At 70.9% G+C, this 15,048-nt stretch carries 13 protein-coding genes; 1 reads left to right on the top strand and 12 read right to left on the bottom strand.

Annotation, left to right across the window (positions count from 1 at the left end):
* Positions 1 to 2: 2 nt before the first annotated feature.
* The 5 genes from FB047_RS10185 to FB047_RS10165 form a co-directional block, all read right to left on the bottom strand.
* The gene (locus FB047_RS10185) at positions 3 to 761 is read right to left on the bottom strand and encodes an ABC transporter ATP-binding protein (protein ID WP_136587079.1); all 759 of its coding nucleotides are present in this window, start codon (positions 759 to 761) and stop codon (positions 3 to 5) included.
* Complete coding sequence (locus FB047_RS10180) at positions 758 to 1,588, bottom strand: ABC transporter permease (protein ID WP_136587078.1); 831 nt, start codon at positions 1,586 to 1,588, stop codon at positions 758 to 760. The genes FB047_RS10185 and FB047_RS10180 overlap by 4 nt, the downstream gene beginning before the upstream one ends.
* Positions 1,585 to 2,382, bottom strand: coding sequence for an ABC transporter permease subunit (locus tag FB047_RS10175; RefSeq protein ID WP_136587077.1), 798 nt, complete (start codon positions 2,380 to 2,382; stop codon positions 1,585 to 1,587). The genes FB047_RS10180 and FB047_RS10175 overlap by 4 nt, the downstream gene beginning before the upstream one ends.
* 39 nt (positions 2,383 to 2,421) lie before the next feature.
* Positions 2,422 to 3,555 carry an ABC transporter substrate-binding protein gene (locus FB047_RS10170; protein ID WP_136587076.1) on the bottom strand — a complete coding sequence of 378 codons (1,134 nt, stop codon included), beginning with the start codon at positions 3,553 to 3,555 and terminating at the stop codon, positions 2,422 to 2,424.
* 155 nt (positions 3,556 to 3,710) lie between these two features.
* Positions 3,711 to 5,150: a helix-turn-helix transcriptional regulator gene (locus FB047_RS10165; RefSeq protein ID WP_136587075.1), complete on the bottom strand. Its 1,440-nt coding sequence runs from the start codon at positions 5,148 to 5,150 to the stop codon at positions 3,711 to 3,713.
* Between the two features lie 118 nt (positions 5,151 to 5,268).
* Between FB047_RS10165 and FB047_RS10160 the strand changes: the two genes are divergently transcribed.
* Positions 5,269 to 7,152, top strand: coding sequence for a phosphoenolpyruvate carboxykinase (GTP) (locus tag FB047_RS10160; protein WP_136587074.1), 1,884 nt, complete (start codon positions 5,269 to 5,271; stop codon positions 7,150 to 7,152).
* A 223-nt stretch (positions 7,153 to 7,375) separates the two neighbouring features.
* On the opposite strand, the gene FB047_RS10155 is transcribed toward FB047_RS10160, so the two are convergent.
* The 7 genes from FB047_RS10155 to ribD form a co-directional block, all read right to left on the bottom strand.
* Positions 7,376 to 9,244, bottom strand: coding sequence for an ABC transporter ATP-binding protein (locus FB047_RS10155; RefSeq protein ID WP_136587073.1), 1,869 nt, complete (start codon positions 9,242 to 9,244; stop codon positions 7,376 to 7,378).
* Positions 9,245 to 9,429: 185 nt separating this feature from the next.
* Positions 9,430 to 10,881, bottom strand: coding sequence for an MFS transporter (locus FB047_RS10150; protein WP_136587072.1), 1,452 nt, complete (start codon positions 10,879 to 10,881; stop codon positions 9,430 to 9,432).
* Between the two features lie 204 nt (positions 10,882 to 11,085).
* Positions 11,086 to 11,439 carry a Fe-S protein gene (locus FB047_RS10145; protein WP_136587071.1) on the bottom strand — a complete coding sequence of 118 codons (354 nt, stop codon included), beginning with the start codon at positions 11,437 to 11,439 and terminating at the stop codon, positions 11,086 to 11,088.
* Positions 11,440 to 11,576: 137 nt separating this feature from the next.
* Positions 11,577 to 12,050 (bottom strand): 6,7-dimethyl-8-ribityllumazine synthase, encoded by a 474-nt coding sequence (ribH, locus tag FB047_RS10140; RefSeq protein ID WP_136587070.1) that lies wholly within the window; start codon positions 12,048 to 12,050, stop codon positions 11,577 to 11,579.
* Positions 12,050 to 13,318, bottom strand: a complete 1,269-nt coding sequence (gene ribA / locus FB047_RS10135; RefSeq protein ID WP_136587069.1) for a GTP cyclohydrolase II — start codon at positions 13,316 to 13,318, stop codon at positions 12,050 to 12,052. Before ribA ends, ribH begins: the two co-directional genes overlap by 1 nt.
* Positions 13,315 to 13,944: a riboflavin synthase gene (locus FB047_RS10130; protein ID WP_136587068.1), complete on the bottom strand. Its 630-nt coding sequence runs from the start codon at positions 13,942 to 13,944 to the stop codon at positions 13,315 to 13,317. Before FB047_RS10130 ends, ribA begins: the two co-directional genes overlap by 4 nt.
* Complete coding sequence (gene ribD / locus FB047_RS10125; RefSeq protein ID WP_136587067.1) at positions 13,944 to 15,002, bottom strand: bifunctional diaminohydroxyphosphoribosylaminopyrimidine deaminase/5-amino-6-(5-phosphoribosylamino)uracil reductase RibD; 1,059 nt, start codon at positions 15,000 to 15,002, stop codon at positions 13,944 to 13,946. The genes FB047_RS10130 and ribD overlap by 1 nt, the downstream gene beginning before the upstream one ends.
* Between the last annotated feature and the right edge of the window lie 46 nt (positions 15,003 to 15,048).

Genomic DNA, 15,048 nt, shown 5'->3' with positions numbered 1-15,048 from the left:
GATCAGTGGAACAGGAGCTCGGAGGCGCGGTCGACGTAGGAGTGGAATTCGGGGGTGCTGGTCATCTCGAGGGTGCGAGGGCGCGGGAGATCGATGTCGATGACCTCTTTGATGCGACCAGGACGCGGGCTCATCACCGCGACCTTGTCGCTGAGGAACACCGCCTCCTGCACGCCGTGCGTGACCATGACGGTCGTCGCCTGCTGCTCCATCCACAGGCGCTGCAGCTCGACGTTGAGCCGCTGTCGCGTCACGTCGTCGAGGGCTCCGAAGGGTTCGTCGAGGAAAAGCACGCCGGGGCGCAGGGCGAGGGCCCGGGCGATCGCGACACGCTGGCGCATCCCGCCCGACAGCTGCCAGGGTCGCGCCTTCGCGAACTGCTCGAGCCGCACCATCCGCAGGAGCTCCTGCACCCACTCGGTGTCGACGGGCAGTCCCGCGATCTCGAAGGGGAAGGCGATGTTGCGCTCGACCGTGCGCCAGGGCAGCAGCGCGTGGTCTTGGAACGCGATCCCAAAGGCGTGCTCGCGGCGCAGGGCCGCCGGGGTGAGGCCGTGCACGGTGGCCTCGCCCGAGGTGGGCGCGTCCAGGCCCGCGAGCATGCGCAGCACCGTCGACTTGCCGCAGCCGGAGGGCCCGAGCAGTGACAGGAACGAGCCGCGCGGGGTCTCGAGGTCGACGCCGTCGACGGCGACGACGGGGCCGCCGCGCGCCGCGAAGTGGCGGGTGAGGCCGCGGAGGTGCACACCGGACTCGGTCATGCGGAGCCTTTCTGAGCGGGAGTCGAGTGACGCGACGGGAAGCGGCCGGCGAGCAGGAGCGTCTCGGCCAGCACGACGAGTCCGTATGCGGTGAGGGAGAGCAGCACCGTGATGACCACGAGCGTCCAGAGCAGTCCGTAGTCGGAGTAGGACTTGCTGGTCAGCAGGTTCGCGCCGAGCCCTTCGAACGAGAAGAGGAACTCGTAGAGCGTCGCCGCCGACACCGTGGCGGGTGCGGCGAGCTTGAGCCCCGCGAACAGCGAGGGGAGGGATGCCGGCAGTTGCACGAACCGCAGCAGGGTCCATCGTCCGCCCCCGTAGGCGCGTACGAGGTCGATGGTCTCGGGCGTGGACGAGGACAGCCCCGCGCCGATGTTCATCAGCAGCGGGAAGAAGGTCACGACGGCGGCGACGACGGCCGCGGTGAGGATGCCGGAGCCGAACACCGCGTAGATGACCGGTGCCATCGCGATCAGCGGCACCGTCTGCAGGAGCAGGGCGAGGGGGAGGAAGACCGCGCGCAGCGAGCGCGAGACGGTCAGGGCGACCGCGCCGACGAAGCCCGTCCCGACGCCCAGCAGCAGGCCGACGGCGCTGTGCGTGACCGTCACGCCGATCATCGGCCCCAGGGCCGCGCGGCGATCGGCCGCGGCCGCGGGGTTGCCCGCACCGTCGACGAAGAGGTAACGCCAGACGTCGACGGGCGTCTTGGCGAGGTAGGGGCTCAGGCCCGAGAGGCCGATCGCCAGCTGCCACCCGACGAGCAGCAGCACGGCGGTGGCGAGGGTGCACAGGGTCGTCCAGACCCAGGTGGGCGTGCGGGTCATCGTGTGCTCCCGGTGTGGGCGGTCCAGGGGGCGAGGACGCGGCCGAGCGCGGCGACCGCGCCGTAGCCGAGTGCCGAGACGAGCGTCGCGAGCAGGGCGATCGCCCACATGCCGGTGTAGTCGCCGACGTACTGCTGCGAGATGAGCAGTCGCCCGGCGCCCTCGTCCACCCCGACCGTGAAGAACTCCCCGGTCATCGCGCCGAGGAACGCGGCCGGGGCGGCGAGTTTGAGCGCCGCGAGCAGCGCCGGGATGGCGGACACGACCCGCACCGTGCGGATGGCCGTCCAGGCACCTCCGCCGTAGGCGTGCACGAGGTCGATCTGCGCGGGCGCCGCGGAGCGCAGCCCCAGCAGCACCCCGACGACGAGGGGGAACTCCACGGCGAGCAGGGCCAGCACCACGCTCACGGCGCGACTGCCCGAGGGGCTCAGCAGCACGACGATGGGGGCGATCGCCGCGGCCGGGGCGCACGCGGCCACGACACCCAGTTGCGAGGCGAACGGGCCGAGCGCGGGGGTGATCATGACCAGGATGCCGAGCGCCAGCGCGATCACGACGGCCAGGCCGTAGCCGGTCAGCGCCGCCCCGGCCGTGGCCGCGAGACCCTCGGCGTAGGCGCCGTCGACGAGTCCGGTGACGGCGCGGGCGAAGACGGGGAACGGTGGGGGCACCGGACCGGGGGTGCCGTTGTCGCGCAGGTAGACCGTCACGGCCACCACGTGCCACGCGAGCATCAGCACGGCGAGTCCGGCGGCGCCCGCGAGGACGCCGCGTGCGGGCGTGGGGATCATGTCGCGGCGTCCTCTCTCGATGCGGGGCGGGAGCGGGGCTCAGGATGCCGGGACGGTGAAGCCCGGGATCAGGTCGGGGTTCTCGGCGTACACCTCTTGCAGCAGCGAGGTGTCGAACATGCTCGGGTCGGCTGTAATTCCGGCCGCGGCGAGCGATGCGACCGCCTGGTCCACGAGGTCGGGGGTGAGGGTGAAGATGCCGTTCTTGACCGTGTCCGGGGTGAGCATGAAGGAGGGCAGGACGCTCGCGGAGTCGACCTGAAGCTGCTTGTCGAGGCCGTTGTCGGCGCCGCCGTGCTTCATGGCGATGTCGGCGATGGCATCCGTGCCCTTCGTCAGGGCGGTGTTCCAGCCCTCGATGTTGGCCTTCATGATCGCCTTCAGCTCGTCGCGGTTCTCGGCCAGCTCCTTGTCGCTGACCACGACCGCATCGCCGAACTGGGCGTAGTTCGCGTCGGCGAACGACATCGTGACGACGTCGCCGCCGGCGTTCTTCACGGCGATGGGGTAGTTGGTGAGGAATCCGATGAGCGCGTCGACCTCGCCGTTCATGAGCGGGTCGACGCCGTTGGGGACGGAGACGAACTCGACGGTGTCGGCGGGCAGGTCGTTGGCCTTGAGCACCGCTTCGACGGCGAGCTTGCCGCCGGCGTCGACGCCGATGCGCTTTCCCTTCAGGTCGGCGACGGTGCGGATCGGATTGCCGGCGAGCGAGACGAAGCCGACGGGGTTCTTCACGAACTGGGCGCCGATGATCTTCAGTCCGGCACCGTCGTTGATCGCGCCGGTGATGCCGGTGAGGTCGGAGGCGAGACCCACCTGGGCCTGTCCCGAGAGGACGAGGTCCCACGAGTTGGTGTTGCCGCCGCCGGCGATGAGGTCGACCTTGTCGAAGCCGGCGTCGGTGTAGTCGCCGTCGTCTTCGGCGAAGTAGTAGCCGGCGAATTCGTAGTTCTTGATCCAGCTGAGCGCGACGCTGGCGGTGCCGAACGACGCCGGTCCGCTGCTGCTCGACGAGGCGGCGGATGAGGCGCAGCCCGAGACGGCCAGGGCGAGGGCGAGCACGCCGGCGGCGCCGGCGGCGCCGCGGCGGGTGCGGGTCGAGCGCGGGGCGGCGGCCTGCGCGCGAGCGGACGGGTGGGCGGGGAACAGGACGGTGCGAAGGTGTGACATGTCGGGAGCCTCCGTGTCGGTGAGTGTCCCGCCAATGTAAATGTTTTACTTTTCGTGAAGAGACCGCGCGTGTGTCGTGTTCGTTTCGTGTCGAGCAGTGCGCGGATCGGCCGAGGCTGGGCGGCGATCGCAGCCGCGGCGCCCCGGGCCGCGCCTCAGCCGTCCGCGTGGCGATCGAGGAACGAGAAGACTTCCGCGTCGTCGACGCCCGGGAACATCCCGCGGGGGAGCGGAGAGAACATGTGCCGGTGCACGCGCGCGCTCGGCCAGGCCTTGCCCTGCCAGCGCTCGGCGGCCTCGGTGTCGGGGCGGCGGCAGCAGGACTCGTCGGGACAGTGCGAGACGCCGCGCTTGGGGGTCTCGCGCCCGCGGAACCATCGCGCGTCGTCGAAGGGCACGCCGACCGTGATCGAGAAGTCGCCGTCGCTCGTCGTCCCGGTCTGGGTGGAGCACCAGAACGTTCCGGCGGGGGTGTCGGTGTACTGGTAGTGCTCGGTGGTGCGGTTGTGCTCGGCGAAAGCGGAGCGCGCCGAGAACTTCTTGCACACGACCTGGCCCTCGACGCTGCCGGTGACGTCGGTGGGCAGGGGGAGTCCGTCGTTCTCGTAGACGCGCGAGATCGCTCCATCGCCGTCGACGCGCAGGAAATGCAGACGGATGCCGAGATGGGTCGTCATGAGGTTGGTCATGCGCATCGCGGCGGCTTCGTGCGTGACGCCGAACGCGTCGCGGAAGTCCTCGACGGCGAGGTTCTTATCCTTCTTCGCCTGGGCGAGGAACGACATCGCGCTCGTCTCGGGCATGAGGCAGCACGCCGCGTAGTAGTTGATCTCGAGACGCTGCTGCAGGAAGTCGGCGTAGTCGGTGGGCGGGCGGTGGCCGAGCAGGCGGTGCGCCATGGCCTGCAGGGCCATCGACCGCAGCCCGTGGCCTCCCGGGATGGATGCCGGGGGAAGGTAGATGCGCCCGTTCTCGAGGTCGGTGACCGAGCGCGCTGAGTGGGGGAGATCGCTGACGTAGATGAGCTCGAACCCGAGCTGCTCGGCCATGATGCTCACCGTGCGGTGGGTGAGCGCCCCGGTGGAGTGCCCCGCGGCCTTCAGCTGCTTCTCGGCCAGTCGCTCGATGTCGGGCAGGTGGTTGTCGATCTCGCGCATGCGCAGGCGCAGCTCGGTGTTGGCGCGGCGTGCCTCCTCGGGGCTCGCGATCGTCGCGCGCTCGCGGCGCTGCAGTTCGCGATGCAGACCCAGCACGGCTTCGATCGTCTCGTCGCTCGTGCCCTTGGTGACCTTGACCGGCGGGATGCCGAGCTGGCGGAAGAACGGGGACGTCTGAGCCTTCTCGAGCTCGATCTCGAGCGCGGCCCGCCGGTTCGGGGGTTCGCGCGAGAGCAGCTCGGTGACCTCGGTCTCGGTCGCGCGCGCGATCTCCTGCAGCAGCGAGAGCTTGGGCTCGCGCTTGCCGTTCTCGATGAGGCTGAGCTGACTGCCCGCCACACCGACAAGCGCGCCCAGCTCGTCGAGGGTGTACCCCCGCGCGAGGCGGTGATGCCGGATGCGATGACCGAGCGTGGTCAGTTCGAACGACGAAGCCATTCCTTGACCATATCGAAAGAATCGGATTTTTTACATCGAGAGGCGCGGGAAAATCCTCGTTCAACGCCCTCAAGATGGGGGAAGACCACCGATTTCGCTCTCAACCGAGGAGAACGACATGGCACTCGCCGACATCTTCGCCCCCCGCTCCACCGGCCGCGCCGCCGCGGCCCCCGCTGCCCGCCCCGGACACGGCGTGAAGCCGGCCGTCGAGGGCCCGGGGCTCGCCGCCCTCACCGCCTGGGTCGACCAGGTGGCCGCTCTCACGCAGCCCGACCGCATCCACTGGGTCGACGGCTCCGCCGCCGAGAACGACGCGCTGCTGCGCGAAATGGTCGACGAGGGCAAGCTCATCAAGCTCAACCCCGAGTGGCGTCCCGGTTCCTACCTCGCCCGCTCCCACCCCGGCGACGTCGCCCGCCTGGAGTCGCGCACCTACATCGCCTCCCAGCGCGAGGAGGACGCCGGACCGACGAACAACTGGATCGCCCCGGCCGAGATCCGCGAGACGCTCAACGGCGTGTTCGAGGGGTCTATGCGCGGCCGCACGATGTACGTCGTCCCGTTCTCGATGGGCGCCGTGGGCGGCCCCCTCAGCCACATCGGCGTGCAGATCACCGACAGCGCATACGCCGTGGCATCCATCGGTGTGATGACCCGCGTCGGCACCGCCGTCACGCAGCAGATCGCGAACGGTGCGCCGTGGGTCAAGACCGTGCACTCGGTGGGTGCGCCCCTCGCTCCCGGTCAGGATGACGTCGCCTGGCCGTGCAACGACGAGAAGTACATCGTCCACTTCCCCGACACCCTCGAGGTGTGGTCGTTCGGCTCGGGCTACGGCGGCAACGCGATCCTGGCGAAGAAGTGCTTCGCGCTGCGCATCGCCTCGGTCATCGGCCGTGACGAGGGCTGGCTCGCCGAGCACATGCTGCTCATCCGCGTGATCGACCCGAAGGGTAAGGCCTACCACGTCGCCGCGGCGTTCCCCTCGGCCTGCGGCAAGACCAACCTGGCGATGCTCCGCCCGACGATCCCCGGCTGGCGCGTCGAGACGCTCGGCGACGACATCACCTGGATCCGCCCCGGCGAAGACGGACGCCTGTGGGCGATCAACCCCGAGGCCGGCTTCTTCGGCGTCGCCCCCGGAACCGGCGAGTCGACCAACGTCACCGCGATCGAGACACTGTGGGGCAACACGATCTTCACGAACGTCGCCCTGCGCCCCGACGGCGACGTGTGGTGGGAGGGTCTGACCGACGAGGCGCCGCCGCACCTCATCGACTGGGAGGGCAACGACTGGACGCCCGCGTCGGGCCGCCCCGCCGCCCACCCGAACTCGCGCTTCACCGTCGGAGCCGCCCAGTGCCCGCAGATCGCGGAGGACTGGGAGGCCCCCGAGGGCGTCCCGCTCGACGTCATCCTGTTCGGCGGTCGCCGCGCCACGAACGTCCCGCTCGTGCTCGAGGCCACCGACTGGTCGCACGGCGTCTTCCTCGGTTCGACCGTGTCGAGCGAGAAGACCGCGGCGCAGGAGGGCACGGTCGGCGAGCTGCGTCGCGATCCCTTCGCGATGCTCCCGTTCTGCGGCTACAACATGGGCGACTACTTCGGCCACTGGCTGAAGGTCGGCCAGAAGCTGCGCTTCGACCGCGCGCCCCGCATCTTCCAGGTCAACTGGTTCCGCAAGGGCGACGACGGCCGCTTCCTGTGGCCCGGGTTCGGCGACAACGCCCGCGTGATCGACTGGATCATCCGCCGCGTCGACGGACAGGTGGATGCCGTGGACAGCCCGATCGGACGCCTGCCGCGCACCGAAGACCTCGACCTGACGGGCCTCGACCTGCCCTCCGCCGACCTCGAGGAGCTCTTCGCGATCGACCGCGACTCGTGGCTCGCCGAGGCCGACCTCACGGAGGAGTTCTACGACACCTTCGGTTCGCACCTGCCGGCCGCCCTGCGCGCCGAGCTCGCGTCGCTGCGCTACCGCCTGCAGCGCGCCTGAGACCGGTTCGCCCCCGCGCCGTGTCGCGCCGCGGGGCGAGCCCTGGAATCGACGCCCCTCCCGTTCTTGGCGCGCGGAAGGGGCGTCGGTGCGTTCCGGGAGGGCGAGCGCGAGACGGTATCCCGCCGACGACTCGGTGCCGCGCTGCAGCCGAGATGTCGGCCGGATGCGGTCTCGCGCGGCGCGCGTGCCGGCGGCTCGCGAGCGCCCCCCGCTCGCGCGGCTACACCAGCAACTGGTGCTTCGCCAGGTCGCGGTACAGGGGAGTGGATGCCACGAGCTCGCTGTGCGTGCCCTGGCCGACGACGCGGCCGTCCTCGAGCACGACGATCAGGTCGCTGTCGACGACGGTCGACAGGCGGTGCGCGATGACGAGCAGCGTGCGGCCTGTCGCCACGGCGTCGATGGCCTCGCGCATGCGCTGTTCGTTCACCCCGTCGAGCGACGAGGTCGACTCGTCGAGCAGCAGCACCGGAGGTGCGGCCAGCAGTGCCCGCGCGATCGCGAGACGCTGACGCTCCCCGCCCGAGAGCATCACGCCGTCTTCGCCGACCGGGGCATCGACGCCGAGCGGGTTGCGCTCGAGCACGTCGCCGAGGTTCACTTCGCGCAGCACGCGCTCGCAGTCGGCGTCCGAGGCATCGGGCGAGGCCAGTCGCAGATTGTCGGCGATCGTGCCGGCGAGGGTGGGCGCGTCCTGTTCGACGTAGCCGAAGCGCGCGCGCAGGTCGTCGCGGGGGAGGTCGCGCGCGTCGACCCCGTCGACGAGGATCGCTCCCGCGGTCGGGTCGTAGAACCGCTCGACGAGTGAGAGGATCGTGCTCTTACCCGCCCCCGACGGTCCGACGAGGGCGACCCGCGCCCCGCGCGGCACGGTGAACGACACTCCGCGCAGCACCTCGTGGTCGGTCTCGGCGGGCGCCGGTTCGGTCGCATCGAGGTGCGCCCCGGCGAGCACCGATCGCGCTTCCGCGGCCGCCGCCTCGCGCGCCTTGACGACGTGTTCGGGGTAGCGGAAGCGCACATCCTGGAAGACGATCGCCGCGGCACCCGGGATCGTCGCCGACCCGGCGGGCCTGTCGTCGTCGTCTTCGAGGGGAAGGTCGAGCACTTCCTGGATGCGCCCGAGCGCGCCGAGCGCCTGGTTCACCGACGTGATCGCCCCGATGGCCGAGGCGAGGGGTTGGACGAGCAGGAAGAGGAAGATCACGAACGTCACCAGGGAGGCGACGTCGATCGCCCCGGATGCCACGCGGTACCCGCCGACGCCGAGCACGACGAGCAACGACACCTGCAGGGCCACGAACGCGACCGGGACGATCAGCGCCGAGACCCGCGCGATCCGCACCCCGGCGGCGTAGGCCGCGGTGGCGTTCTCGGTCACGGCGGTGATCTCGCGCTCGGTCGCGCCCGCGGCGCGGATCGTGCGGATCGAGCCCACGGCCCGCTCGACGCCCGACGACAGCTCGCCGACCTTGGCCTGCTGGTCGGCGGAGGCCGCGCGGATGCGGGTGCTGAGCACGACGACGAGCGCGAGCGAGGCGCCCACGACCACGACGATCAGCCCGAGCAGGAGGGGGTCGATGAAGGCCATCGCGATCACGGCGCCGACGAGGATGAGGGCGTTGCCGACGGCATCCGCGAATCCCTGGGTGAGGACGGCGTAGAGCAGCGTGGTGTCGGTACCCACGCGCGAGACGAGGTCGCCCGTGCGCCGCGCGTCGAATTCGCTGACGGGCAGTCGCAGGATGCGCGCGATCAGGCGGCGTCGCGACGAGTACACCACCGCCGTGCCCGTGCGCTGCAGCAGGTAGTGCTGGAAGCCGGAGATCACCGACGACAGCACGACGAAGGCGATGAGCAGCCAGACCAGGGCGCCGAGGGGAACCGCGTTCTGCACGCGCGTGATGACCTGGCCGACCAGCAGCGGCTGCGCGAGCGTCGCCGCCGCCCCCAGCACGCTCAGCACCGCGACCACGCCGAGCGTGCGCTTGTGCTCGAGAAGGAACGGCAGCAGCTGACGGAACGATGCGCGCGGACCGTCGGCGGGGCGGCGGCCGCGCCGACCGCGCGCGGAAGCGGGTGAAGACATGCTCATCCTCGGGAGAAGAATCGGGGTACTCCGACCGTACCTTCCGTGGCTATGCGCGTCGCCCGCGCAGGGTCGCGTCGGGGAGAACCCGCGCCGGAGCACCGGTGGGGAGGAGGGGTGCGTCGCGGAACGACGGATGCCACGAGGCCGGGGCCCCGTGGCATCCGTCGTCGAGACGACCGGCGTTACGGTGCCGTCGCCCCCGCGGCGATGTTGTCGTCGTAGTCGACGTCCTTGGTCTCGGGCGAGAGCACGAGCGCGACGAGGGTCAGCACGCCCATCGCCGACAGGTAGACCCCGACGAGCCAGGGGTTGCCGTCGCCCGCGGCCCACAGCGCCACGGCGACGATCGGGGCCAGCGCGGCGCCGAGGATCGACGAGACGTTGTACGAGATCGCCGAGCCGGTGTACCGCGTGTTCGTCGGGAACAGCTCGGGCAGCACGGCGCCCATGGGGCCGAAGGTCGATCCCATGAGCAGGAACCCGATGATGAGGAACGCCTGCACGTACACGTGGGTGAGCGTCGCGTCGGCCTGGGGCAGCAGGAAGAACGCGAAGGTGAGACCGAAGACGATGATCGCCGTGGTCACCACGATGAGCAGGCGCTTGCGTCCGAAGCGGTCGGCGAGGGGGCCCGACAGCATCGTGAAGACACCGAAGAACACCACGCCGATGATCTGCATGATGACGAAGTCCGTGTATCCGAAGCCGAGGCCCGGTACGTATGCGGCGGCGTCGAACGCGGTCCCGGCCTTCTCCGCGGCGGCCGCGGCGCCCTCGGCGGTCGGCTTGGTGCCGTACGAGAGCGTGAAGCTCGTCATGAGGTAGAAGAGCACGTAGGTCGCCAGCATGATGAACGTGCCGAGGATCAGCTGCTTCCAGTTGCGTCGGATGACCTCGCCGAGCGGGAACTTGCGGATCACGCCGCTCTTCTCCGCCTTCGCGAACGACTCGCTCTCGACGAGCCGCAGGCGCACCCAGAGGCCCACGATGACCATCACGGCCGAGAACAGGAACGGCACGCGCCAGCCCCAGGCGAGGAACTCCGCCGAGCGCTGCGCCGTGCCGTCCGGGTGCGGCAGCGCGAAGTTGATGATGAGGAAGATGCCGTTGGCGATGATGAAGCCGATGGGCGCACCTAGCTGCGGGAAGGTGCCGAACAGCGCGCGCTTGCCCTTCGGGGCGTTCTCGGTGGCCACCAGCGCCGCGCCCGACCACTCGCCGCCGAGGGCGAAGCCCTGCGCGAGACGCATGATCAGCAGCAGGATCGCCGCCCAGACGCCGATCTCGTTGAACGTCGGCAGCAGACCGATGAGGAAGGTGGCGACACCCATGGTCAGCAGGGATGCCACGAGGGTGGCCTTGCGACCGAAGCGGTCGCCGAAGTGACCGAAGACGACGGCGCCGAGGGGGCGCGCGACCATGGCGGCGCCGAAGACGCTGAACGACAGCAGCAGCGAGGTGGTCTCGTTGCCGGTCGGGAAGAAGAGGATCGGGAAGACGAGCACGGCCGCGGTCGCGTACGCGTAGAAGTCGTAGAACTCGATCGTGGTGCCGATGAGGCTCGCGGTGATGACGCGCGAGCGGGGATTGGCCGGAGCCGGGGCCTGACGAGTGGAGGGGGATGACGTGGTCATGACTGCCTGACGGGAAGATTCTTCGTTCGCGTCCGGGGTGGGGCGCAGCGGTGGCACGCAGCGGTCACGGGGGTGGTGGTGAGAGAGCGCACGGGCGGGGGCACCGGCGACGTCCCCGAGTGAGGGGCGTCTAGACCCTCCAGTCTATGCGCGCGCTGAACACGCTCCGTCCCGCGCGCACGTCTCGCGGGGACGGGACGACCGTCAGTGCCAGATGACGGCGAGCCCGGCGTTGAGCAGGGCCAGGATGCCAATGGGCCAGAAGATCGCGGGGGAGAGCGAGCCGGTGCGCTTCTGGCGGGCCGAACCGATGCCCAGCAGAGCGCCGATCACGAGCAGCACGACGAGCTTGATGCCGATCTTGGCGTAGTTGAGATCGTGATCGGTACCCCAGGGTGCCGAGAGGATGAGCCCCGTGACGAGCGAGATCACGATCGCGTAGTTCATCAGCGGCGTGACGCGCACGCGTCGGGCGACCGCCTCGACGACCCACGCGCCGAAGAGGATGGCGAAGCCGACGAGGTGGACGAGGACGACGACGCTGCGCAGGATCTCCATACCCGTCAGGGTAGGGATGCCGCGGGTGCGCCGCCAGCAAGGAGGGCCTCACCCCGCGCGCGGTCCTCCTCGAGCATCAGGCGTGGAACGGGCCCGGCGACCGCACTGGTCACCGGGCCCGTCGTCCAGGAGACGCGTCAGCCGCGCAGCTCGCGCAGCACGAGGGCGGTGCGGATCGCGGCATCCGCCGCCTCCTCGCCCTTGTCCTCCTTGGAGCCCTCGAGGCCCGCGCGGTCCAGGCCCTGCTGCTCGTCGTCGAGGGTGAGCACGCCGAATCCGACGGGCTTGCCGGTGTCGAGAGCGACGCGGGTGAGACCGTCGGTCGCGGCCGACGAGACGAACTCGAAGTGCGGCGTCCCGCCCCGGATGATCACGCCGAGGGCGACCACGGCATCCGCTCCGCCGTCGAGAGCGGCCTTCGCCGCGACGGGGAGCTCGAACGACCCCGGCACGCGCATGACGCGGTAGGTCGCGCCGGTCGCGTCGAGCACGCGCTTCGCGCCGGCGATGAGGCCGTCGGTGATGACCTCGTGCCAGGTGCCGGCGATGACGACGACGTTCAGTCCGGAAGCGTCGACGCCGCCGGTCTCGGGTGCTCCACTGCCGGCCATCAGGCGCTCTCTTCCTTCATGTGCGCGAGGGCGTCGCGCAGGTCGTCCTCGGCGATGATGTGACCCATGCGGTCGCGCTTCGTCTCGAGGTACTGGTGGTTGTTGGGGCCGACGCCCACGAGCAGCGGCACCTGTTCGACGACGTCGAGGCCGAAGCCGCGCAGCTGGTTCACCTTGTCGGTGTTGTTGGTGAGCAGACGCACCTGTTCGACACCGAGGTCGGTCAGGATGCCGGCGGCGGCGGCGTAGTCGCGCGCGTCGGCGGGCAGGCCCAGGGCGAGGTTGGCATCCACCGTGTCCATGCCGCGCTCCTGCAGGTTGTACGCGCGCAGCTTGTTGATGAGGCCGATTCCGCGTCCCTCGTGTCCGCGCATGTAGATCACGATGCCGCCGTCGCGGTCGATCGTGTCGAGCGCCGCTTCGAGCTGGGGCCCGCACTCGCACTTCAGCGAGCCGAACGCCTCACCGGTCAGGCACTCCGAGTGCACGCGCACGAGCGGAGCCTGCTCGGTCAGGTCGCCCGAGACCACGGCCAGGTGATCGGTGCCGGTGACGCGGTCCTTGTACGCCAGGAAGCGGAAGGTGCCGTGCGAGGTCGGCACGTTCGACTCGGCGCGCAGGCTCACGCGGCGCTTGGGTGCGGCGGTCGCCGGCAGGGGATCGGTCTCGTTCAGATGGGCGATGAGCTGCTCGATCGTGATGACCGGGATGCCGTCGCGCTCGCCGAGCTCGAAGAGCCCGGGCAGGCGCATCATGCTGCCGTCCTCGGCCACCACCTCGGCGATCGCGCCGACGGGCTCGAGACCCGCGAGACGCATGAGGTCGACGGCGGCCTCGGTGTGCCCGGCGCGCTCGCGCACACCGCCGTCCACCGCGCGCAGCGGCAGCACGTGACCGGGCCGGATCAGGCTCGACGGCACGGACTCGGGGTTCGCGAGCACGTTGAGGGTGCGGGCGCGGTCGGCCGCGCTGATGCCGGTCGTCACGCCCGATGCGGCGTCGACGCTCACGGTGTACGCGGTGCCACGGGCATCTTGATTGACCTCGACCATCGGGGGCAGGTCGAGTCGGTCGGCCCACTCCGCGGGCAGGGGGGCGCAGACGTATCCGCTCGACCAGCGCACGGTCCACGCGAGCCACTCGGGGGTCGCGAGTTGCGCCGAGATGATGACGTCGCCCTCGTTCTCGCGGTTCTCATCGTCGGCGACCAGGATCGGCCGCCCCTGACGCAGGGCCTCCAGGGCCTCGGGGATGGTGGACAGGCTCATGCGGAGCCCCTCTCGGTCGGAGTGCGGAAGGCGAGCATGCGCTGGACATGACGCGCCAGGATGTCGGTTTCGAGGTTCACGGGCGTGCCGGCCTCGGCTCTGCCGAGGGTCGTCGCCTCGAGCGTTTCGGGGATCAGCGAGACCTCGAGCCACGGCTCGGGGTCGGAGGCCTCACTGACGGCGCTGACGGTGAGCGAGACGCCGTCGATCGCGATCGAGCCCTTGTCGACCACGAGCGGGGCGAGGGGGGCCGGGATGCCGACGCGCACGACGCTCCACTGAGCACCCGGGCGCACCTCGCGCACCACGCCGGTGCCGTCGATGTGGCCCTGCACGATGTGCCCGCCGAGGCGGCCGTGCGCGGCGGTCGCGCGCTCGAGGTTGACCGCGCGGCCCGGCGCGACGTCGGCGAGCGTCGACATGTCGAGGGTCTGCTTCATCACGTCGGCGGTGAACCAGTCGTCGCCCTGGTCGACGACCGTCAGGCACACGCCGCTGACCGAGATCGAGTCGCCGTGGCCGGCGTCCGACACCGACAGCGGTGCGCGCAGCGTCAGTCGTACGCCGTCTCCCGACGGCTCGACGGCGGTGACCGCGCCGATCTCTTCGACGATTCCGGTGAACATCAGGCTTCTCCTCTGTTCTCGTGGGTGCCGGCGGCTTCCGAGCCGGTCGGGTGGGGCACGGCGACGATCAGCAGGTCGTCGCCGAGGGTCTGCAGGGATGCCACGTCGAGGCGTCGCGCGTCGGCGATGGTCGGCACGCCCAGGTCGCCGAGCGCCAGGCGTGAGCCGCCGAGCAGGACCGGGGCGACGTAGACGAGCACCTCGTCGGCGAGGCCCTCGCGCACGAACGCGCTCGCCAGGGTCGGTCCGCCCTCGACGAAGACGCGCTGCACGCCCCGGCCGGCGAGGTCGGCGAGCACCGCGCGCAGGTCATGGGTCGCGAAGAACAGCGGCTCCCGCGGGTGCCGACGCACGGCGGCATCCGCGGCCGTCTCGCTCTTCCCGATGATCACGGGGACGGGCTGGGCATCGAGCAGTGAACCGTCGGCCGCTCGCGCGGTGAGCGCGGGGTCGTCGGCCCCCACCGTGCCGGTGCCGGCGACGATCGCGTCGGCCTGGGCGCGACGGGCGTGCACGTCGCGACGCGCGGCGGGGCCGGTGATCCACTGGCTCGACCCGTCATCGGCCGCGGCGCGCCCGTCGAGGCTCTGCGCCCACTTGACGCTCACGTGGGGGCGGCCGGTGCGCTGCAGGCCGATCCAGTCGTGGATGAGGTGCTCCGCGGCATCCGCCTCGACGCCCGATTCGACGTCGACGCCCGCGTCGCGCAGTCGCGCTGCTCCGCCGGTCGCGGTGTCGGTCGGGTCGTCGATCGCGTGCACGACGCGGCCGACCCCGGCCTCGATCAGAGCCACCGCGCACGGACCCGTGCGCCCGGTGTGGTTGCAGGGCTCCAGGGTCACCACGGCGGTCGCGCCGCGCGCGGCTCCGGGGGCCAGCTGCGACAGGGCGTCGACCTCGGCGTGCGGGGTCCCCGCGCCGCGGTGGTAGCCCTCGGCGAGGACCTCGCCGGTCGGCGAGAGGATCACGGCACCCACCTGCGGATTGAGCCCGCGCGGGCCGCGCCGGGCGAGCTGCAACGCTCGCCGCATGGCGTCGATCTCGACGGCGGATGCCATTTCCCTGTCCTTCCCGCGGATGCCGGGCAGGGGGAGCGGGAAGGCG

The organism is Microbacterium hydrothermale (assembly GCF_004854025.1).
Taxonomy (GTDB): Bacteria; Actinomycetota; Actinomycetes; order Actinomycetales; family Microbacteriaceae; genus Microbacterium; species Microbacterium hydrothermale.
The sequence above is the reverse complement of the archived record's forward strand: the minus strand, read 5'-3'. Positions and strand labels throughout refer to the sequence as shown.